A 19013-nucleotide genomic window follows, 5' to 3' on the forward strand; every position below is an offset into this window, starting at 1 on the left:
CAGCATCCAACGCATCACAACTTCCCCTCCGTCACGCCGACCGGCCCGTCAGCCGGTACGGCGACCTTCCCGGTGACCAGGTCGATCACCAGCTGCACCGCGGTCCCGACCGCGTCCTGCACGGACGGTGACAGCCCGATTCCGGCGTCGATACCCGCCGGCTCGCACCCGACCACGACCACACGTCCCACGGTGCCACCGAGTCGCGGTACAAGCGAGAGCACGGCGTCCGGACCGAGGTCGTGGGCGTCCATGCTCACCTCCGGCCCGGGCTCGGCGGCCGGCTCGGCCTCGATCACGTACAGCGTCCCCGGCGGGCCGCCCCGCTCGACCGCGTCGATCAGAACGACGAGGTCGTACGGCTCGAGCAGCTGGTAGGCCAGGTGGATGCCGCGGATCCCGAAGTCCCGCACCTCGACCCCGGCCGGCAGGCTGCGCCGGGCGAGCTCTTCGACGACCGAGACACCGAAGGCGTCGTCACCGCAGAACACGTTGCCCAGTCCGGCGACGAGAATCGTCATCCTGCACCTACCAAGGGCTCGAGTTCGTCCGGGCTGAAGTACAGGTAGCGGCCGTGCGCCCGCTGAACCTCGCCCTCCTCGCCGTCCAGTGCGACCGCGACGTGGGTCTCACCGTCGACGTCGGACAGTACGGCGACCACCGTGCCGAGGCGGCCGGTGAGGAACATGTCCTGGGCGTCCGCCCGCCGGATCCCGGGCCGCAGCCGCACCCGTGAACCGTTGCCGACGGCAACCCCGCCGACCAGCACCGTGTCCGTCTCCGGCGACACCGTGCTGTCGTTGCCCGGATCCCACCACGGCGTGTCGGGCGGCGGTGGCTCCGGCTCGGTCACCTTGCGCAGGTAGCGGATCGTGCCGTGCAGCCGGTCCATCAGCTCCGGTGGCATCGAGTCGACCCGGGCCAGCAGGTCGGCCGCGCGCTGGTCGGTGCCGCGGACCTCGCGCTTCTCGTCGTCGGTCAGCGTCATCGCGCGCAGGCTGAGGATCTCGTCGATCTCGGTGGCGTCGAAGAGATCGCCCTGACTCTCCGGCGCGATCCGCGGGTGGTCGTACAGGATGATCGGCGAGGACAGCAGCAAGTCGCCGGCCAGGACCGGGTACAGGCCGACGTTGTCGCAACCGGCCGCGTAGGCGGTGGCCCACTCGGGTGGTTCCAGCAGCGAGAGGAAGCGGCAGCCTTCGGCGGCCACCAGGACGTGGTGGGCGATCAAGGCCTGCCGCAGCGCTCCGACGCGTTCCGAGCTGCTGTCCGGCGTGTTGTTCTCGACCCGGATCCGCAGCCGCGCGGCGCCGTACGGGCCGGGCAGCGGTTTGATGGTCAAGGCAACGGTCCCGGTGACCGGAAACCGGGTCCGGCGGAGGAAGCCGGCCGTCCCGACGGCCTCGGTCTCGGTGCCGCCGGGGATCCGGAACGGCACCAGCTGCGGCAGCTCCGACAGGTCCGCCCGGAGATCGACGGTCCGCACCACGGCCTCGTCCCACGGCAGGTAGGTCGCCTCGTCGGTCTGCAGCGAGGCGACCTCGACCTCGTCGGCATCGAGGACCGTACGGCGCTGTGCCTGCAGGAACCGTACGCGCACCGAGAGCACGGCCGCGTCGCCGTCGAGCAGGCACTCGGTCTGCGACCAGCCCCGCTCGGACGGATCCACCACGCAGTAGTCCGGCGGCATCAGCACGCCGAACTGCCAGCGCACCCGGTTCTTCCCGTCCGACGCGCGATAGGGATACAGCACATAGCCTTCGAACAACAACGCATCCGCGATCTGCTGGACCGCGTCGAACCCGTTCATTCCAGCTGCTCCTTCAGCAGCCGCTCGATCGCGTCGTCCCAACCGGGCAACGCCTCCCGGGCGCGGTAGCGGTACAAGCGGTCGAAGACGTCCTGCCGCAACCGCAGCCACGCGGCACCCGGGAAGTGCTGGTCCATGGCGTCCCGCCACACCGCCACCGGCAGCTGGTACGTCGCCTCCTTCTGCCAGGCGACCGGCGTCACGGAGAGAGTGCCGGGACGGCCGGTGAAGATCGTCCCGTTGAACAACATCAGCAGCGGTACGCCGCCTTCGCGCACGGCGTACAGGTACTTGTTCGCGGCGACGTCGAAGTCGTAGCTGCAGGGCAGATTCAGGTCGACCTCGGTCGCGCCGGTGAAGCCCGGCACCATCTGGGTGACGAACGCCAGCTGCAGCGGCTTCAAGGTCTCGCCCCAGCGAGCGCGGTCGCCGAACAGATCCGCGAGCCCCTCGGCCTCCTCGTCGTTGTAGCGGCGGCGGATCGGCTCGATCCTGATCTGGCAGCGCAACGCCAGCGCGTGCACCGGCGTACCGGTCGTCTCCTCGATCCGCAGTCGCATCCGGATGGCCGGCGTGGCCGCATAGCGGTCGGCCTCCGCGTCGGTACAGGTGAAGTCCAGGTCAACCACGGATGCGCTCCTGGATCCGCGCGAAGAAGTCGTCGATCCGCCGCCAGACGTCCTCGCCGCCGGCGAAGCCTTCCCAGTACTGGCGGACGAGCCCGACCAGCTCGTAGCAGGCGTCGATCGGGACCAGGTAGCACGCGAACCCGTCGTCCAGCCGGCGCAACAGCACGGCCTCGACATCAGGGACGAGACTCTGCAGCCGGGGATTGCCGGCCACGACCTCGTCCCAGCCGGCCAGGTCGAGCAGCGACTCGGTGGCACCACCCGGGCTCGGGTAGAAGGCGACGTACCGGGACTGATCGGACTGGTAGAAGAGGAAGGCCAGGTTCACCGGGAACCCCATCGCGTCCCACTGCGCCGGGGACAGCGTGAAGTCCGGGTTGGACTGGTAGCGATCCGGCACCGCGCGGTAGTGCCCGTGCGACGCGCCGCCCTCGGTGAACAACAAGTAGCAGGCCCGGCAGGTGCACAGCAGCCGGTGCCCCGGCACGTCGGCCAGGTGCGAGTGCTCAGGTCCGATCGGCACGGCGCACATCTCGCACTGCTCACCCGGCGCGGCCTGTTCGCGCACGCCACCGGTGAACTCACGGAGCACCGCGACCGGATCGACGGTCGGCTGCTGCTTCTTCTGCGCGAGTGATCGCAGCGTCGGCGACGGCCTCACGCCGGCTGCACCCCCGGGATCGCGACCTTCCAGCCCGCGCCTTCCGGCAGCAGCGGCAGCGCTTCGAGCGGCGGCGCCCCCTCAGGTGCGAGCGCCCGCCCGGCCAGGCGTACGTCGTACTCCGCGGTGCAGCGTGGACAGGTGAGCCGGTCGCCGTCCAACTGCCCGTGGTGCAAGGCGGACGAGCACATCGGGCAATTGTTGCGGTAGGCAAAGAACGTGCCGGCCAGGTTGGCCACCAGCACGTCGAGGCCACCGACGGTCAGGTGCTGGACCTGGTCGAGGGGTGGGACCAGGTCCAGCTGGTGCCAGCCGTCCCGGTGGGGGCGGAACGGCTCGATGGTCAGAAGGCTCTGCTTCTCCTTGACCATGCCCGCGACGTCGACCGCGACGGCCTCCGGCGCGGCGTCCAGGACGGCGTTCTCGACCGTCAGCCGGACGGTCGCGGTCGAACCCGGGCAGCCGTCACAGCTGCCCTGCAGGCTCAGGTGGACGACACCGTCGTCGTCGATGCCGAGGTAGTCGATGCCGCCGGCGTGCGAGCCGAGGTACGGCCGGACCGAGTCCAGCGCGCCCTGGATCCGGGTCGCGACGTCGTCGGGGTGGAGGTCGTGCAGCAACAGGAGCCCCGCGACCAGGTCGTCCCCGACCAACTGCCGAACCTGCGGCTCGTCCAGCAGGTTCAGCAGTTGTTCGAGGCCGGCGCCGTGCAATGCGAGCACCGCGCGGACCAGCTCCTCCACCTTCGCGGCCAGGGCCGGATCGGCGCGCCGCTGGACCTCGTCCAGCAGGACGTCGATCCGTTCACTCAACTCCTGGACGTCGTGCCGGTCCATAGCAGCTCCAGGTCAGTAAGGCTTGACCGCGATCGAGGGGGAATGCAGGTGGGTCTTCTCCCGTCCGTTGCCGACGAACATGTGCACACCGCACGGCAGGCAGGGGTCGAAGCTGCGGACCGCACGCATGATGTCGATGCCCTTGAACCGGTCCGGCGGATTCTCCTCGAAGATCGGCGTGTTCTGGACCGCGTCCTCGTACGGGCCGGGCGTGCCGTAGGAGTCCCGGACGCTGCCGTTCCACGGGGTCGGCGGGTACGGGTGGTAGTTCGCGATCTTGCCGTCGCGGATCACCATGTGGTGCGAGAGCACACCGCGGACCGCCTCGGTGAAGCCGCAGGAGATCGCCTCGTCCGGCACCTTGAACGGTGTCCAGGTCTCGGTCTGGCCGGCCCGGACCTCGGCCATCGCCTTCTCGCAGAAGTGCAGCGCGAGCGCGGCCGCATAGGCCTGGAAGTACGTCCGGGCCCGGTTCCGCTCGATCGCGTTGCTCCAGCGCGGGATCTTCCACTCGTACTCCGTGGCCGGCTTCAGTGCCGTCCGCGGCAGCTGGATCTTCACACTGTGCCCGGTGGCCTGGATGTAGTCGGTGTTGACCAGGCCGGACAGGGCAGTCGACCACAGGCGGGCGATCGGGCCGCCGCCGGTGTCGAGGGCCAGGTGGTCCTTGCCGTCGAACCAGCGCGGCGACATCGTCCAGCTGTAGGCGTTGGAGAAGTCGCGCTTCTGCGGCTTCGGCAGCGTGTGCTGGTTCCACGGGTGCCGGACGTCGATCGGGTTGCCGAGCGGGTCGATGTCGACGAACTTCTCGTGACTGCCGTCGGCCCAGTCGTCGTAGTACGAACTGCCGAGCAGGATCCGCAGGCCGAGGTTGATGTCGACCAGGCTGTTGGTGACCAGCTTGCCGTCCACCACCACGCCCGGGGTGACGAACATCCGCCGGCCCCACGCCTCCATGTTCTGGTACTTGAAGTCGCAGATCGCCGGGTCGTTCAGGCTGCCCCAGCAGCCGAGCAGGATCCGGCGCTCGCCGACGTGCTCGTAGCCGGGCAACGCCTCGTAGAAGAAGTCGAACAGGTCGTCGTGCAGCGGCACGACCTTCTTCATGAACTCGATGTAGCGCATCAGCCGGGTCAGGTAGTCGGTGAAGAGCTGGATCGTGGCGACCGTGCCGACCCCGCCGGGGTAGAGCGTCGACGGATGGACGTGGCGGCCCTCCATCAGGCAGAACATCTCGCGCGTGTAGCGGCTGACGTGCAGCGCCTCGCGGTAGAAGTCGCCCTCCAGCGGGTTCAGCGAGCGCATGATGTCGCCGATGGTCCGGTAGCCGTGGTCGCCGGCGTGCGGCGCCTCGGTCCGGTTCGCCAGTTCCAGCACGCCCGGGTTGGTCTCCTTGACCATCCGCTCGCAGTAGTCCACCCCGACCAGGTTCTCCTGGAAGATGTTGTGGTCGAACATGTACTCCGCGGCCTCGCCGAGGTTGATGATCCACTCGCCGAGGTGTGGCGGCGCGACGCCGTACGCCATGTTCTGTGCGTAGACCGAGCAGGTGGCGTGGTTGTCGCCGCAGATCCCGCAGATCCGGCTGGTGATGAAGTGCGCGTCGCGCGGGTCCTTGCCCTTCATGAAGATGCTGTAGCCACGGAAGATCGACGACGTGCTGTGGCACTCCTGGACGGTCTTCTGCTTGAAGTCGACTGATGCGTAGATGCCCAGGCTGCCGACGATCCGGGTGATCGGGTCCCACGCCATCTCGACGACGTCGGAGCTCTTCGAGTCACTCGCGGCAGGTTTGATCTTCGGGTCGGTGGTGGTCATGGCGTTACCAGACCTTCTCGTAACCGGTGGCGAGGTCGGACCCCTTGCGCCGCCACTTGGGTTCCTTGTTGCTGGTGTTCTGGGTGAACTTGCGCAGCCGGCGGATCACCGTGCCGTAGACCGTGCTCGCGGCGGTGGAGACCCTGCTGCCGGGCGGCTCGTCCATGAACGGCATGAACTTATCCGGGAAGCCGGGCATCGTGCAGGCGATGCAGATGCCGCCGACGTTCGGGCAGCCGCCGACGCCGTTGATCCAGCCGCGCTTGGGGACGTTGCAGTTGACCACCGGGCCCCAGCAGCCCAGCTTCACCAGACACTTGGGCGAGCCGTACTCCTTGGCGAAGTCGCCCTGCTCGTAGTACCCGGCCCGGTCGCAGCCCTCGTGCACGGTCCGGCCGAACAGCCATTGCGGTCGCAGTTCGGCGTCGAGCGGGATCATCGGGGCCTGCCCGGCCACCTGGTACAGGAGATAGACGAGCGTCTCGGACAGGTTGTCGGGGTGGATCGGGCAACCTGGCACACAGACGATCGGCAGGCCGGCCTTGGATTTCCAGCTCCAGCCCAGGTAGTCGGGCACGCCCATTGCGCCGGTCGGATTACCGGCCATCGCGTGGATCCCGCCGTACGTCGCACAGGTGCCGACGGCGACCACCGCGGTGGCTTTCGGGGCGAGGCGGTCGAGCCACTCGGACGTTTTCATCGGCTGTCCGGTGGCCGGGTTGTTGCCGAAGCCGGCCCAGTAGCCCTCCGCGTGGATGGCCTCGTTCGGGATCGAACCCTCGACCACCAGGACGAACGGCTCCAGCTCACCGCGGTCGGCCTTGTGCCACCAGGCGATGAAGTTGTCGGCGCCGGTCTCCGGGCCGCACTCGAAGTCGATCAGCGGCCAGTGCACCGCGATCTTCGGCAGCCCGGGCAGGGCGCCGAGGACGATCTCCTCGATACTGGGCTGGGTGGCCGCGGTCAGGGCCACCGAGTCGCCGTCGCAGCTCAGTCCGCCGTTCATCCAGAGGATGTGCACCACACCCTCGTCGGTCTCCTGCGCCTGATCCGGTTCCAGTGTGGTGGACACGACCCCGCCCTCCCTGACCGGGAACGGCCCGGCCGCTTTTTCGACCGTACGTCGGTCACGATCGGTCCGACAGACACTTGTGTCAGGTATTTATGGCGGTGTCCGGAAATCCCGGATTCCCGGATTCCAGGACAATTCTGAGAGCGCTTTCTCGCGGTGCTCCGCCGGTATTCTTGGTCAATGGACGATGCCGCCCGCGAGGTGTTCGTCTCGCCGGTGGTCGTCGTGTCGCACGCGTTCCCGGCGCGGCCCGGCTCGATCCCGGACGCCGAGCAGTTCGTCCGCGAGGCTCTCGACCCGGTCACCCTCGAACCCGAGGAGAACCGGGCCCTGTACGACGCGATCACCACCGCGCTGCTGGCCGCCGCCGGGCCGAAGGACGGCGTCTTCGACGTGACCGTGCGGATCTTCCCCGACGGCGTGGAGGTCGAGGTGCTGCACGGCGCCGGCGTCCGCCGGGTGCAGCCCGCGTCGGAGCCCTTCGCGGACTGGCTGAACGGGGTCCTGCGCGGTCAGGGACTGTCGCAACAGGCGGCCGCGCAGCGGATCGGGGTGTCGGTGCGGACCATCAGCCGGTGGCTGCGCGGCGACACCGAACCGCGACTGCGGGACCTCCGCAGGGTGCACGAGATCTTCGGGCCGTGATCTGGCGTGCGTCCGGGTCCGGGTTTAGTGTGCGAATTGTCCGCTGATCGTGGAATTCGTCATTCCTTCGCCCGCCGGGGTGAGCCTCACGAACGATTCAGAGCGTGTTCGCAGCCGCGTGCTGGTCACCGGCGTCGTGCAGGGCGTCGGCTTCCGTCCGTTCGTCTATTCGCTGGCCCGTGAGCTCGGGCTGTCCGGCCAGGTCGGCAACACCGCGGCCGGAGTGATCGCCGAGGTCGAGGGACCCGCGGGCCCGGTCGCCGCGTTCGGCCGGCGCGTGCGCACCGACGCTCCGCCGCTCGCCGTGGTCTCGACCGTGGCGGCGGAGTCCCTTCCGCCGGTCGGGGGGACCGAGTTCGTCATCCTCGACTCCACCGCCGGCCCGGGGCGGACGCTGGTCTCGCCGGATGTCGCGACCTGCGCGGACTGCCTGGCCGAGTTCGCCGACCCGTCCGACCGGCGCTACCGGCATCCGTTCATCAGCTGCACGAACTGCGGTCCGCGGTTCACGATCATCACCGGTCTGCCCTACGACCGGCCGGCCACCACGATGGCCGGCTTCCCGCTCTGCCCGGACTGTGCCCGCGAGTACGCCGATCCGGCCGACCGCAGGTTCCACGCCCAGCCGATCGCCTGCCCCGCCTGTGGTCCCCAGTTGCAGTTGGTCCAGCCCGGCCTCGAGACGGCGTACGACGAGGACGCGCTGGCCGCCGCGCACGCGCTGCTGATCGACGGCGCGATCCTGGCGGTCAAGGGGCTCGGCGGATACCACCTGGTCTGCGACGCCGGCGACCAGGCGGTGGTGACCACCCTGCGGAAGCGTAAGGACCGTGGTGACAAGCCGTTCGCCGTGATGGCCGCCGATCTCGACGCGGCCCGGCGGATTGCGTTGGTCGACGCCGCGGACGAGGAACTGCTCACCGGCATCCGGCACCCGATCGTGCTGCTGCGGCGCCGGCCCGGTGCGGCCGTCGCCGAAGCCGTTGCCCCCGGCAACCCCGATCTAGGCGTGATGCTGCCGTACACGCCGTTGCACCAGCTGCTGTTCGACCAGCCTGGCCCGTGTGTGCTGGTGATGACGAGCGGCAACCTGTCCGGTGAGCCGATCGTCACGAACGACGACGAGGCCGAGACCCGGCTGGCCGGCCTGGCCGACGCCTGGCTCGGTCACGACCGCCCGATCCACGTGCCGTGCGACGACTCCGTCGTACGGATCGTGGACCGAACCGAGCTACCGATCCGGCGGTCCCGCGGGTATGCGCCGTTCCCGATCGACCTGCCGGTCCCGGTCCGGCCCGCGCTGGCGGTCGGCGGGGATCTGAAGAACACGTTCTGCCTCGGCGACGGGCAGTACGCCTGGCTCTCGGCGCACGTCGGGGACATGGACGACCTGGCCACGCTGGAGGCCTTCGAACGGGCTGAGCAGCACCTCGAGCAACTGACCGGAGTCCGGCCCGAGCTACTCGTGACCGACAAGCATCCGTCGTACCGGTCCCGGCAGTGGGCACAGCTGAACGCGGCCGGTCGCGAGGTGATCGGGGTCCAGCACCATCACGCGCACCTCGCGTCGGTGATGGCTGAGCACCGCCACTTCGGCAAGGTCATCGGGTTCGCCTTCGACGGGACCGGGTTCGGGGACGACGGTGCGGTCTGGGGTGGCGAAGTACTGCTGGCCGACTATGACGGATTCGTCCGGGACGCACACCTCAAGTACGTGCCGCTACCGGGCGGCGACGCGGGGGTTCGCAATCCGTGCCGGATGGCGTTGTCGCATCTGCGCGCCGCCGGGCTGCCCTGGGATCCGCGTCTGCCGTCGGTGCGCGCCTGTGGCGGGCCGGAACTGGAGTTGCTCGACGCCCAGCTGACCAAGGACATCGCGTGTGCGCCGACGTCCAGCATGGGCAGGTTGTTCGACGCGGTCTCGTCGCTGGCCGGGGTGTGTCACCGGGCCGGGTACGAGGCGCAGGCCGCGATCGAGCTGGAGGGAGTGACCTCGGCCGATCGGGGGCTCGGTGCGTACGAGTTCGCGATCGCGGGGGAGGAGATCGATCCGGCGCCGGTGCTGGCCGGCGTCGTCCGGGATGTGCTGGCCGGGGTGGCGCCGGGCGTCGTGGGCGCCCGCTTCCACCGAGCGCTGGCCGAGCTGATAGTGACGCTGGCCGAGCGGGCCCGCGCCGCCCGGGGTCTGTCCACCGTCGCCCTGTCCGGCGGTGTGTTCGTCAACCGAGTGTTGCTATCGGCAACTACCGCGGCACTGACCGCGGCTGGTTTCACCGTCCTGCGCCACCGCCGGGTACCCCCGACGGACGCCGGACTCGCGCTGGGACAGCTGGCGGTCGCGGCCCGCGCCCGCAGGGAGGGGACATCATGTGTCTAGCCGTACCGGGGAAGGTCGTGGAGATCCGGGAGGAGGACGGTACCCGGATGGGCCGGGTGGACTTCGGCGGTGTGCTGAAGGACGTCTGCCTGGAGTATCTGCCCGATCTGGAGGTGGGTGAGTACACCATCGTCCACGTCGGCTTCGCGTTGCAGCGCCTGGACGAGGAGTCCGCGATGCAGTCGCTCGAGCTGTACCGCAAGCTCGGCGCGCTGGAGGAGGAGTTCGGCGACCAGTGGGGACTGGCGGCGCGGCAGGCCGGCGAGCGCCGCCCGCCCGGGACCGAGTGGCAGCGCGCCGACGAGATGGGGGAGGTGCCGGGATGAAGTACCTCGACGAGTTCAGCGATCCGGTCCTGGCCAGGAAGCTGGTCGACCAGATCCACGCCACGGCGACGAAACCGTGGGCGATGATGGAGGTCTGCGGCGGCCAGACGCACACGATCGTCCGGCACGGCATCGACCAGTTGCTGCCGGACGGCGTCGAGATGATCCACGGCCCGGGCTGCCCGGTCTGCGTCACCCCGCTGGAGATCATCGACAAGGCGCTCGAGATCGCCTCCCAGCCGGGCGTGATCTTCTGCTCGTTCGGCGACATGCTGCGGGTGCCCGGCAGCGGGCGCGACCTGTTCCGGATCAAGAGCCAGGGCGGTGACGTCCGGGTGGTCTACTCGCCGCTCGACGCGCTCCGGCTGGCCCAGCAGCACCCGGACAAGCAGGTGGTCTTCTTCGGCATCGGCTTCGAGACCACCGCGCCGCCGAACGCGATGACCGTCTACCAGGCCAAGAAGCTCGGCATCCCGAACTTCAGCCTGCTCGTCTCGCACGTCCGGGTGCCGCCGGCGATCGAGGCGATCATGCAGTCACCCAGCTGCCGGGTCCAGGGCTTCCTCGCCGCCGGCCACGTCTGCAGCGTGATGGGTACGGCGGAATACCCCGAGCTCGCGGACAGGTACGGCGTACCGATCGTCGTCACCGGGTTCGAGCCGCTGGACATCCTGGCCGGGATCCTGCGCACGGTCAGCCAGCTCGAGAAGGGCGAGCACGTGGTCGAGAACGCGTACCGGCGGGCGGTCCGCGACGAGGGCAACCCGGCCGCGAAGGCGATGCTGGCCGACGTTTTCGAGACCACCGACCGGGCCTGGCGGGGGATCGGGATGATCCCGCAGAGCGGCTGGCGGTTGTCCGAGCGGTACCGCGAGTACGACGCCGAGTACCGCTTCCAGGTGCGCGACATCACCACCCAGGAGTCGACGGTGTGCCGCAGTGGTGAAGTCTTGCAAGGGCTGATCAAGCCGCACGAGTGCTCGGCGTTCGGGACGCTGTGCACACCACGCAACCCGCTCGGCGCGACGATGGTGTCGAGTGAGGGCGCGTGTGCGGCCTACTACCTCTACCGCCGGCTGGAGACGCCTGCAGAGGTGGTGACGACCGGTGGCTGAACAGGTGATGTTGCCGGATCCCGCGATGCCCCATCCGCCGGACTTCGACGGATGGACCTGTCCGCTGCCGTTACGCGATCACCCTGCGGTCGTGATGGGCCACGGGGGCGGCGGACAGATGTCGGGCGAGTTGGTCGAGCATCTCTTCCTGCCCGCGTTCGCGAATCCGGTGCTCGGGGGCCTGACGGACTCTGCCGTGTTCACGCTCGGCGAGGCCCGGTTGGCGTTCTCGACCGACTCGTTCGTCGTGCAGCCGTTGTTCTTCCCGGGCGGCAGCATCGGGGACCTCGCCGTCAACGGCACGGTCAACGATCTCGCGATGAGTGGCGCGCAGGCGGCGTACCTGTCCTGCGGCTTCATCCTCGAGGAAGGTGTCGAGTTGACGGTGGTCGGCCGGATCGCGACAGACCTCGGGGCTGCCGCGCGCCGGGCCGGCGTGACCGTCGCGACCGGCGACACCAAGGTGGTCGACGCGGGTCATGGCGATGGCGTCTACATCAACACCGCCGGTGTCGGGCTGGTACCGGCCGGCGTGGACATCCGGCCGCAGCGAGCGGCTCCAGGGGATGTGGTCATCGTCAGTGGCCAGATCGGGGTGCACGGGATCGCGATCATGAGCGTGCGCGAGGGGATCTCGTTCGGCACCGAGGTGGTCAGCGACTGCGCCCCGCTGAACGGGTTGGTGGCGGCGATGCTTGCTGTCTGCACCGACCTGCACGTCCTGCGCGATCCCACTCGGGGAGGCGTGGCGACCTCGCTGAACGAGATCGCCAAGGCGGCCGGGGTCGGCATCGAGCTGATCGAGAGCGCGCTGCCGGTGCCGGAGACGGTCGCCAACGCCTGCGCGTTCCTCGGGCTGGATCCGCTGTACGTCGCGAACGAGGGCAAGCTGCTCGCGATCGTGGCCCGGGACGACGCGGACGCCGTACTCGAGGCGATGCGGGCGGATCCGCTGGGTGCGGACGCGGCGGTGATCGGCGAGTGTGTCGAGGCGCATCCGGGGATGGTCGTGACGAAGACGGCCTTCGGTGCGACTCGGGTGGTCGACACACCGATCGGGGAGCAGCTGCCGAGGATCTGTTAGCGGGCTGCCAGCCAGCTGTGCCAGGCGTCGAGGCCGTCGCCGCGGGTCGCGGAGATCGGGAGCAGCTCGACGTCCGGCTGCAGCCGCCGGATCAGGCCCAGACACAGGTCGACGTCGAAGTCGACGTACGGGAGCAGGTCGATCTTGTTCAGCAGGACGAGGTCGGCGGTGCGGAACATGTACGGGTACTTCGCCGGTTTGTCCGCACCCTCGGTGACCGAGATGATCACGACCCGGGCCGACTCGCCGAGGTCGAACAGGGCCGGGCAGACCAGGTTGCCGACGTTCTCGACGAAGACCAGCGAACCGTCGGGCGGGGCGAGCTCGAGCAGACCGCGGTCGAGCATCTCCGCGTCCAGGTGACAGCCGGCGCCGGTGTTGATCTGCACCACCCTGCTGCCGGTCGCGCGGATCCGCTCGGCGTCCAGCCAGGTCTCCTGGTCGCCCTCGATGACGAGGGTCTCGCGACGACCGGCGAGGTCGCGGACGGTGCGCTCCAGCAGGGTCGTCTTGCCGGAGCCCGGTGAGCTCATCAGGTTGATCGCGGTGACCGCGTGCTCGGTCAGCCGGTGCCGGTTGGCCGCGGCGAGCAGATCGTTCTTCGCCAGGATGTCCTGCTCGAGCAGCACTGTCCTGGTCCCGTGCTCGTGCTGGTGCTGGTGCGGGTGCGGGTGCGGGTGCTGGTGGTCGTGGTCGTGTGGATGGTCGTGCGTGTGGACCGGCTCAGGACCGTCGACCAGGGATACCCGGGTGGCGGCCTCGTCGGAACAGCCGCAGGTGCTGCACATGTCACTGCACCTCCACCGAGACGATCCGCAGCTCGCGGCCGGCCAGAATCTCGAGATCGGCACTACCGCAGTCGCACAGCATGATCGGATCGTCGAGCGCGAACTCCCGCCGGCAGTCCCGACAGTACGCCCGGCCCGGCGGCTCGTCGATGTCCAGCCGGGCGCCCGCCAGCCCGGTGCCGTCGGCCACGATCCCGAAGCAGAACCGGATCGAGTCCGTCACCACCCCGGACAGCCGGCCGATCTCGAGCCGGACGGCGGCGACCGGTCCGTCGCCGATCTTCTCGACGATCGCATCGACAATGCTCTCCGTGATGGCGAGCTCGTGCACGCTCACGACGGTAGGCCGCGCCGCCCGGGCCCGGCAAGGCCCGGTACGGCGCGGAGGCCCGGCAAACGGCACGGATCAGGGCCGGCGCGGATCAGGGCCGATGCTGATCAGGGCCGGCGCGGGTCAGGGCCGGCGGCTCACTCGCCGTTCAGCGGTGCGACCCCTTCGGTGGTGTGGCGGTAGTAGACGGGGTCTTTGTAGGTGCCGGGGACCTTGCCGAGGCCCTTGATCACGGTGGACGCACCGGTGGCGTGGCCGACGGCGTACAGGTAGGCGGAACCGGTGTCCTTGTCGATCGCGGTCAGCAGCGTGCTCTCGTTGCCGCACCGCTCTGTGACCAGAGACTCGAAGGTCTGCCAGGTGGACGTGCGGATCTTCGTGACGACCGGCTTGAGCGCGGCGTTCTTCGGGATGTGGATCGTGTAGAGCGCGCCGGCGCGGGTGTTCGCGAGGAACGTGTCGTACGTCTTGGTCTCGCTGATCAGCGCCATCGTCTTCACGGCCGCGAAGCCGTTGTAGTGGTAGACGGTGTCGTAGGGGAAGTTCGTCCAGTGGTGGTCGAAGCGGTACAGGACTCCGTCGCTCCGGAGCCGGTAGGTCGCCATCTCCGGGCCCGACGGCAGGTACGAGGTTCGCTCGTCCACGATGTAGCCGCCGTAGTTCTTGCCGGCGTTGCTCAGCCCGGTGATCGGCTTGCCCTTGGTGTCCGTCCCGTACCACGCGCTGTACAGCGTCGTGTTGAGCAGGACCTCACCCGAGGTCAGGTCACCGGACGACGATTTCGGCCGCCGGGTCCAGGTGGTGCTGATCTTCGCGATACCGGGGGCGAACATGTGTACCCCGGTGCTCTGCTTGGCGGCGACCGGCGACGAGGCCGTGATGGCCGAGGAGCCGATGTCGCCGCCACTCGTGATGGATCCGACGGTCATCGTGCAGGCCGCGGACGTCGTCGCTTCCGCCGTACCGGCTTGGACGGCGGCCAGGCCGCCCAGCAGCAGGGCGGACGTCGCCACCGCGGAAGTTCGCTTCAGGCTCATAGTCGGGCAGGGTCCTTTCGGGAGGGTCTCTGATCACCTCGATACCGCCACGGGCCGGAAAGTTGCGCCAAGCCACGCGAACCGGCTCGGGTGGTCAGGGCTGGGCGATCTGTGGAAACAAATGTGCGCCCAGTGACGATTTATTTCCGCACAGCCGCAACCACGGCCACGATGCACCGCGCTGCCGGGGAGCCTGGCAACGGTACCGGCCCACGCAGCCGGTACTGAGCCGGCTCAGTTGTTGCTCAATTGGTTGCCGGGAGCAACATGGCAGGGAGGCGACATGGCGGATTCAGGCCAGTGCAGTGCCTTGTCGCCGGAGCCGGCGGCTGGCGAGGATCACCCTACGCCCAGTTCACTGGAGGACCCGTGCCCTTCTCCCCGCCGCTCCGGCGACGCCTTCGCAGCATCCTGATCGGGGTGATGTCGCCGGTCCTACTAGCCGTGTCAGCGGTCAACGTCGTCCCGGCCGCCCGCGCCGTGCAGCCGGACAAGCTCGAGCCGAAGCTCGCGGTCAGGCTCGCGGACGGCCGGTCGGACTTCTGGGTCCGGATTCCTGGACGTTGACCAGCGGGATGGACGGCGGCTACGCCGTCTGGGTACGTGGTGCGGGAGTCAAGGCACGGGTCGTGGTGGCTGCGCCGGACTTCCGGCCGGCGTCGGTCGATGTGGTCCTGCGCCCGGGCTCGAACACCGTCCTTCCCGTCACCTTGCAAGCCTTGCACTGCTGACCGGCTCGTCGGCCGTGGCCGATCAAAGACTGAGCCCCGGTGACCGTTGGGTCACCGGGGCTCGGGGGTTTCAGGTCAGAAGTCGCCGCCGCCGAAATCTCCGCCGCCGAAGTCGCCCCCGCCGCCGAAGTCCCAGCCGCCGGAGTCGCCGCCGCCGCTGTCGCCCATGTTGAAGTCGCCACCGCCGTCGCCACCGTCACCACCGCCATCGCCGCCGTCGGCCATGCCGGCGTCGTAGCCGGCCGCGTAGTCGCCATAGCCGCCACCGGCGAACATGCCGCCGAGCGCCGTACCGAGGAACAGGCCGGTCGCGATACCACCGATGCCGCCGAACATGCCCTGCGCGTACGGCGAGTAGGCCGGGCCGGCCTCCCAGTACGGCACCCGCTGCGGGCCGACCATGACCTTGCGGACGTCCGGCTCGGCGCCGGCGCGGACCCGCTCGGCGTCGGCCGCACAGGCCGGCACCTCACGCGGCGCGCCACCCGGCGGCGCCCACATCACGTCGGCCACGGACGGGCCGTGCTGCGGGTTGAAGAAGCAGGACGGGCGACGCTGCGGGAGCGGCTCGCCGGCCACACGGGCGCGCACACAGGTCGCGGCGTACCGGCCGTCCTCGAGGATCTCGATCACGTGTTTGATCTGGTCGGCCTGGGTGACCTGACCGACCGCCTGCTTCGCGGACTCGTAGGAGTCCAGCGCGCGCTGATAGTCCTGCCGGGCTCCGTCGCCGAGGTCCTTGCCGACCATTTCCAGGTCGAGGTCCTGCAGCTCCTCGCCGAACCGGGTGATGTCTTCGTCGGCGGTGCGCTTCACCGACTCGAGTTCGCCGGCGGTGATCTCGTGCTGCTTGCGGGACTGCAGCTGGGTCCGACGGTACGAGCGATACGCCAGCACCGCGATCACCACGATGGCGATGATCAGGATGAAGTCCATGTCGGGCCTCTCTCAATGGCTTTACGGAGAGCCTATCCAACTCCGCAAAGGCTGTCTCGCCACGCAGGGTGACGCAATGCCGGGAAAGCGGTCACCCAGCGCGCATAATCGATGAGCGCCGCCCAGCGAACCGTCGTATCCCCGCCGGAAGGCTGTTCCATGGGCAAGACCTCCCGACTCCTCACCCTCGCGGCGACGGGCCTCAGCCTGGTGCTTCCCGCCCCGCCACCACAGTCGCTCCCGGCGCAGCCGTCGTACCAGGAACTCGCGCTCGACGGGCCCTCCATCCAGGCCGAGACCAAGCCGTTCTCCATGGTTGGGATCACCTGGCCGGAGGGGACGCAGCCGGTATCGGCGAACGTCCGCGTCCAGCGCGACGGCTCCTGGACCGACTGGCAGCCACTCCAGGTCGAGGACGACCATGGCCCCGATCCATCGACTCCGGAAGGAATCCAGCGAGCCGGCACCGACCCGCTGTGGGTCGGTGATGCGACCGGTGTGCAGGCGAGTGCCGTGACCAGCAGCGGTACGACGGTCAGCGACGCCAAGGTGATCCTGATCCAGCCCGGCGTACTGGCCACCGACGCCGACGAGCCTCAGGCGTCCGGCGTGATCCAGCCCGAGGCGAGCAGAGCGCCGTACCCGATGCCATCCATGGTGAGCCGGAAGCGGTGGGGTGCCGACGAGCGGCTGCGCAGTCACAACGGCGCGGCCTGCGCGCGACCGAAGTACACGACCACCGTGCAGGCCGCGTTCGTCCACCACACGGCCGATCGCAACGACTACACGCGGACGCAGGTCCCGGCGATGGTGCGGGCGATGTACACGTACCACGTGAAGAGCCGCGGCTGGTGCGACCTCGGCTACAACTTCCTGGTCGACCGTTTCGGCCGCGCCTTCGAGGGCAGGTACGGCGGTGCGCAGTTGCCGGTGCTCGGTGCGCACACCGGCTCGTACAACGCGAACTCGTTCGGCGTCGCGTTGATCGGCAACTTCGAGAACGCCGCGCCACCACCGGCGATGCTGGAGACGACGGCCCGGGTGATCGCCTGGAAGCTGGATGCGAACTATCGGTCGCCTCATGCAACGATCATGCTCGACGGCAGCCGGCTGCACACGGTCTCGGGGCACCGCGACACCAAGGCGACCGCGTGCCCGGGTCAGCAGCTCTACAGCAAACTCGGTTGGCTGAAGCAACGAATCAACACGTTGATCGGCGGCAGCGTCTCGACCCCGCTCTACCGGTACGCGCGGGGGATCGGCTTCAGGTATCTGGGGCAGCCGTTCTGGGGTGAGCACCGGACGAGGACCGGCTGGGCGACGTACTTCGCCACCCGCGACGTCTTCTCGTCCGTTGCCAGCGGCACCCATTCGACCGTCGGTGTGTTCCGGACGCGCTACCGGCGGCTCGGCGCCGGCAGCGCGCGCCTCGGGCTGCCGGTCACCGACCTGTACGCGGTCAAGGGCGGCCTGAAGCAGAAGTTCCAGCGCGGATGGCTCATCTACAACCAACCTCAGGGCAAGGTCTACGTCCAGTACGGGAGAGCGTCATGAAGAAGCGTGCGATCGCCGCCGTCGTCCTGTCCTCCGCCCTGATCAGCGCGAGCGCGCAGGCGAGCCCGGTCGATCCGAAAGCCGCTGCCGCCGGCACGACCATCAGTGGCCGTGGATTCGGGCACGGCCGCGGGATGTCGCAGTACGGCGCCCAGGGCGCGGCCATCGCCGGGAAGTCGGTCCGGCAGATCCTCGACTTCTACTACCCCGGCACGACGACCGGGAAGGCGACCGGCAGCATCCGGGTCCGGATCAGCGCGGACACCACCGACGGCGTCCGGGTCGGCACGGTCAACCACCTTCGCGTCCGCGATCTGACCGCCGGCACGGTCTACACGTTGCCCAAGGCATCGACCCGGAACCAGTGGTCGATCGATCCGTCCGGCGACCACGGCACCAAGGTCAGCTCGTTCGACGCGAAGACCCGGAAATGGAAGCTGTGGAAGACGTTCAGCGGCATGGCGCAGTTCGAGGGTGCCGCCGTGACCGGGTTGATCCTGCCGAGTGGAGCGGTACGCCGGTATCGCGGCGCGCTCCGGGCCATCGACGTCTCCGGTGCACACCTCGACACGGTGAATGTCGTGTCGCTCGACTACTACCTGCGTGGCGTCGTACCGCGAGAAGCCTTGTCCAGTTGGCGTCCGGCCGCCCTGCAGGCGCAGGCCGTTGCCGCACGCACCTATTCGGTGTTCCACCGGAGCCGGGACGCGCGAAAGGCGTACGACCTGTGTGACACCACGTCGTGCCAGGTGTACGGCGGGTACGACTCGGAGAAGGCGTCGACGAACACGGCCGTCGCGGCGACCGCGGGGCAGATCAGGCTGTACAAGGGGAAGCCGATCATCGCCGAGTTCTCCTCGTCGAACGGCGGGGCGACGGCGGCCGGTGAGGTGCCGTACCAGGTGATGAAGGCCGACGGCTGGGACGCGTATCCGAACAACGGGAATCCCAACGTGACCTGGACAGTGACCCGGACGGCGGCGGAGGTGCAGGCGGTCTTCGACGTGGGGTCGATCCGGAGCCTGCGGGTGCTGAAGCGGACCGGCGTCGGCCCGTCGGGCGGCCGGGCCCTCACCGTGGAGGCGGTCGGGTCGAAGGGGCGGCGGGTGCTGACCGCCGATCAGGTGCGGATCCGGCTGCATCTGCGGTCGGGCTGGATCGCGTTCCCGGTCAGTCCTCTTGATATGCCAACTGATCTCGTCGTCGGTGCTGATCGCTGAGCCATTGACGACGCATCCCTGGGCCGGTTAGAACGTGACATCG

General features: G+C 69.1%; 20 protein-coding genes. 9 read left to right on the forward strand and 11 right to left on the reverse strand.

Going from position 1 to position 19013, the window contains the following annotated elements; all coding sequences use genetic code 11:
- Window positions 1–14: 14 nt before the first annotated feature.
- Genes OG558_RS18140 through OG558_RS18170 form a run of 7 tightly spaced genes read right to left on the reverse strand, consistent with a single transcriptional unit; the run spans window position 15 to window position 6826 of the window.
- Window positions 15–521 carry a hydrogenase maturation protease gene (locus OG558_RS18140; protein ID WP_405071310.1) on the reverse strand — a complete coding sequence of 169 codons (507 nt, stop codon included), beginning with the start codon at window positions 519–521 and terminating at the stop codon, window positions 15–17.
- Window positions 518–1810 (reverse strand): hypothetical protein, encoded by a 1293-nt coding sequence (locus OG558_RS18145; protein WP_405071311.1) that lies wholly within the window; start codon window positions 1808–1810, stop codon window positions 518–520. Before OG558_RS18145 ends, OG558_RS18140 begins: the two co-directional genes overlap by 4 nt.
- Complete coding sequence (locus OG558_RS18150; protein ID WP_329484511.1) at window positions 1807–2439, reverse strand: DUF6084 family protein; 633 nt, start codon at window positions 2437–2439, stop codon at window positions 1807–1809. Before OG558_RS18150 ends, OG558_RS18145 begins: the two co-directional genes overlap by 4 nt.
- A complete protein-coding gene (locus OG558_RS18155; protein WP_405071312.1) occupies window positions 2432–3100 on the reverse strand; it encodes a DUF5947 family protein in 669 nt (222 codons plus the stop codon). Before OG558_RS18155 ends, OG558_RS18150 begins: the two co-directional genes overlap by 8 nt.
- Window positions 3097–3936, reverse strand: a complete 840-nt coding sequence (locus OG558_RS18160; protein WP_329484513.1) for a NifU family protein — start codon at window positions 3934–3936, stop codon at window positions 3097–3099. Before OG558_RS18160 ends, OG558_RS18155 begins: the two co-directional genes overlap by 4 nt.
- Window positions 3937–3948: 12 nt before the next feature.
- Window positions 3949–5754 carry a nickel-dependent hydrogenase large subunit gene (locus OG558_RS18165; protein ID WP_405071313.1) on the reverse strand — a complete coding sequence of 602 codons (1806 nt, stop codon included), beginning with the start codon at window positions 5752–5754 and terminating at the stop codon, window positions 3949–3951.
- A gap of 4 nt (window positions 5755–5758) precedes the next feature.
- A complete protein-coding gene (locus tag OG558_RS18170; RefSeq protein WP_329484515.1) occupies window positions 5759–6826 on the reverse strand; it encodes a hypothetical protein in 1068 nt (355 codons plus the stop codon).
- A gap of 180 nt (window positions 6827–7006) precedes the next feature.
- On the opposite strand from OG558_RS18170, the gene OG558_RS18175 reads away from it, so the two are divergent.
- The 5 genes from OG558_RS18175 to hypE all read left to right on the forward strand — a co-directional run bounded on the left by OG558_RS18175 (window position 7007) and on the right by hypE (window position 12373).
- Window positions 7007–7471 (forward strand): helix-turn-helix transcriptional regulator, encoded by a 465-nt coding sequence (locus OG558_RS18175; RefSeq protein ID WP_329484516.1) that lies wholly within the window; start codon window positions 7007–7009, stop codon window positions 7469–7471.
- Window positions 7472–7550: 79 nt separating this feature from the next.
- On the forward strand, window positions 7551–9848 hold the full coding sequence (hypF, locus tag OG558_RS18180) for a carbamoyltransferase HypF (RefSeq protein ID WP_405071314.1): 2298 nt from the start codon (window positions 7551–7553) through the stop codon (window positions 9846–9848).
- Window positions 9839–10174 (forward strand): HypC/HybG/HupF family hydrogenase formation chaperone, encoded by a 336-nt coding sequence (locus tag OG558_RS18185; protein ID WP_405071315.1) that lies wholly within the window; start codon window positions 9839–9841, stop codon window positions 10172–10174. Before hypF ends, OG558_RS18185 begins: the two co-directional genes overlap by 10 nt.
- Window positions 10171–11289, forward strand: a complete 1119-nt coding sequence (gene hypD / locus OG558_RS18190) for a hydrogenase formation protein HypD (RefSeq protein ID WP_405071316.1) — start codon at window positions 10171–10173, stop codon at window positions 11287–11289. Before OG558_RS18185 ends, hypD begins: the two co-directional genes overlap by 4 nt.
- Window positions 11282–12373 (forward strand): hydrogenase expression/formation protein HypE, encoded by a 1092-nt coding sequence (hypE, locus tag OG558_RS18195; protein WP_405071317.1) that lies wholly within the window; start codon window positions 11282–11284, stop codon window positions 12371–12373. Before hypD ends, hypE begins: the two co-directional genes overlap by 8 nt.
- Here hypE and hypB read toward each other — a convergent pair.
- From hypB to OG558_RS18210, 3 genes are all read right to left on the reverse strand, one after another.
- Window positions 12370–13161: a hydrogenase nickel incorporation protein HypB gene (hypB, locus tag OG558_RS18200; protein WP_405071318.1), complete on the reverse strand. Its 792-nt coding sequence runs from the start codon at window positions 13159–13161 to the stop codon at window positions 12370–12372. The two genes, hypE and hypB, sit on opposite strands and share 4 nt — an antisense overlap.
- Before the next feature lies 1 nt (window position 13162).
- Window positions 13163–13492 carry a hydrogenase maturation nickel metallochaperone HypA gene (locus OG558_RS18205; protein WP_328523785.1) on the reverse strand — a complete coding sequence of 110 codons (330 nt, stop codon included), beginning with the start codon at window positions 13490–13492 and terminating at the stop codon, window positions 13163–13165.
- A gap of 137 nt (window positions 13493–13629) precedes the next feature.
- Complete coding sequence (locus OG558_RS18210; protein ID WP_405071319.1) at window positions 13630–14529, reverse strand: hypothetical protein; 900 nt, start codon at window positions 14527–14529, stop codon at window positions 13630–13632.
- Window positions 14530–14898: 369 nt separating this feature from the next.
- Between OG558_RS18210 and OG558_RS18215 the strand changes: the two genes are divergently transcribed.
- Together OG558_RS18215 and OG558_RS18220 are read left to right on the forward strand one after the other, a co-directional pair.
- Entirely contained in the window at window positions 14899–15096 is a 198-nt protein-coding gene (locus tag OG558_RS18215) for a hypothetical protein (protein ID WP_405071320.1), read from the forward strand.
- Window positions 15093–15260: a hypothetical protein gene (locus OG558_RS18220; protein ID WP_405071321.1), complete on the forward strand. Its 168-nt coding sequence runs from the start codon at window positions 15093–15095 to the stop codon at window positions 15258–15260. The genes OG558_RS18215 and OG558_RS18220 overlap by 4 nt, the downstream gene beginning before the upstream one ends.
- Window positions 15261–15335: 75 nt before the next feature.
- On the opposite strand, the gene OG558_RS18225 is transcribed toward OG558_RS18220, so the two are convergent.
- The gene (locus OG558_RS18225) at window positions 15336–16196 is read right to left on the reverse strand and encodes a hypothetical protein (protein ID WP_405071322.1); all 861 of its coding nucleotides are present in this window, start codon (window positions 16194–16196) and stop codon (window positions 15336–15338) included.
- 159 nt (window positions 16197–16355) lie between these two features.
- On the opposite strand from OG558_RS18225, the gene OG558_RS18230 reads away from it, so the two are divergent.
- Window positions 16356–17750, forward strand: coding sequence for an N-acetylmuramoyl-L-alanine amidase (locus OG558_RS18230; RefSeq protein ID WP_405071323.1), 1395 nt, complete (start codon window positions 16356–16358; stop codon window positions 17748–17750).
- The gene (locus OG558_RS18235) at window positions 17747–18970 is read left to right on the forward strand and encodes a SpoIID/LytB domain-containing protein (RefSeq protein WP_405071324.1); all 1224 of its coding nucleotides are present in this window, start codon (window positions 17747–17749) and stop codon (window positions 18968–18970) included. The genes OG558_RS18230 and OG558_RS18235 overlap by 4 nt, the downstream gene beginning before the upstream one ends.
- The last annotated feature ends 43 nt before the right edge of the window (window positions 18971–19013 follow it).

The sequence above is a fragment of the Kribbella sp. NBC_01510 genome (assembly GCF_045040325.1).
Lineage (GTDB): Bacteria > Actinomycetota > Actinomycetes > Propionibacteriales > Kribbellaceae > Kribbella.

Coding starts and splice junctions, on each gene's coding strand:
- OG558_RS18160 (WP_329484513.1), bottom strand. CDS start 3,936: ATGGACCGGCACGACGTCCAGGAGTTGAGTGAACGGATCGACGTCCTG.
- hypB (WP_405071318.1), bottom strand. CDS start 13,161: ATGTGCAGCACCTGCGGCTGTTCCGACGAGGCCGCCACCCGGGTATCC.
- OG558_RS18235 (WP_405071324.1), top strand. CDS start 17,747: ATGAAGAAGCGTGCGATCGCCGCCGTCGTCCTGTCCTCCGCCCTGATC.
- OG558_RS18140 (WP_405071310.1), bottom strand. CDS start 521: ATGACGATTCTCGTCGCCGGACTGGGCAACGTGTTCTGCGGTGACGAC.
- OG558_RS18145 (WP_405071311.1), bottom strand. CDS start 1,810: ATGAACGGGTTCGACGCGGTCCAGCAGATCGCGGATGCGTTGTTGTTC.
- OG558_RS18185 (WP_405071315.1), top strand. CDS start 9,839: ATGTGTCTAGCCGTACCGGGGAAGGTCGTGGAGATCCGGGAGGAGGAC.
- OG558_RS18165 (WP_405071313.1), bottom strand. CDS start 5,754: ATGACCACCACCGACCCGAAGATCAAACCTGCCGCGAGTGACTCGAAG.
- hypD (WP_405071316.1), top strand. CDS start 10,171: ATGAAGTACCTCGACGAGTTCAGCGATCCGGTCCTGGCCAGGAAGCTG.
- OG558_RS18230 (WP_405071323.1), top strand. CDS start 16,356: ATGGGCAAGACCTCCCGACTCCTCACCCTCGCGGCGACGGGCCTCAGC.
- OG558_RS18225 (WP_405071322.1), bottom strand. CDS start 16,196: ATGGACTTCATCCTGATCATCGCCATCGTGGTGATCGCGGTGCTGGCG.
- OG558_RS18175 (WP_329484516.1), top strand. CDS start 7,007: ATGGACGATGCCGCCCGCGAGGTGTTCGTCTCGCCGGTGGTCGTCGTG.
- OG558_RS18210 (WP_405071319.1), bottom strand. CDS start 14,529: ATGAGCCTGAAGCGAACTTCCGCGGTGGCGACGTCCGCCCTGCTGCTG.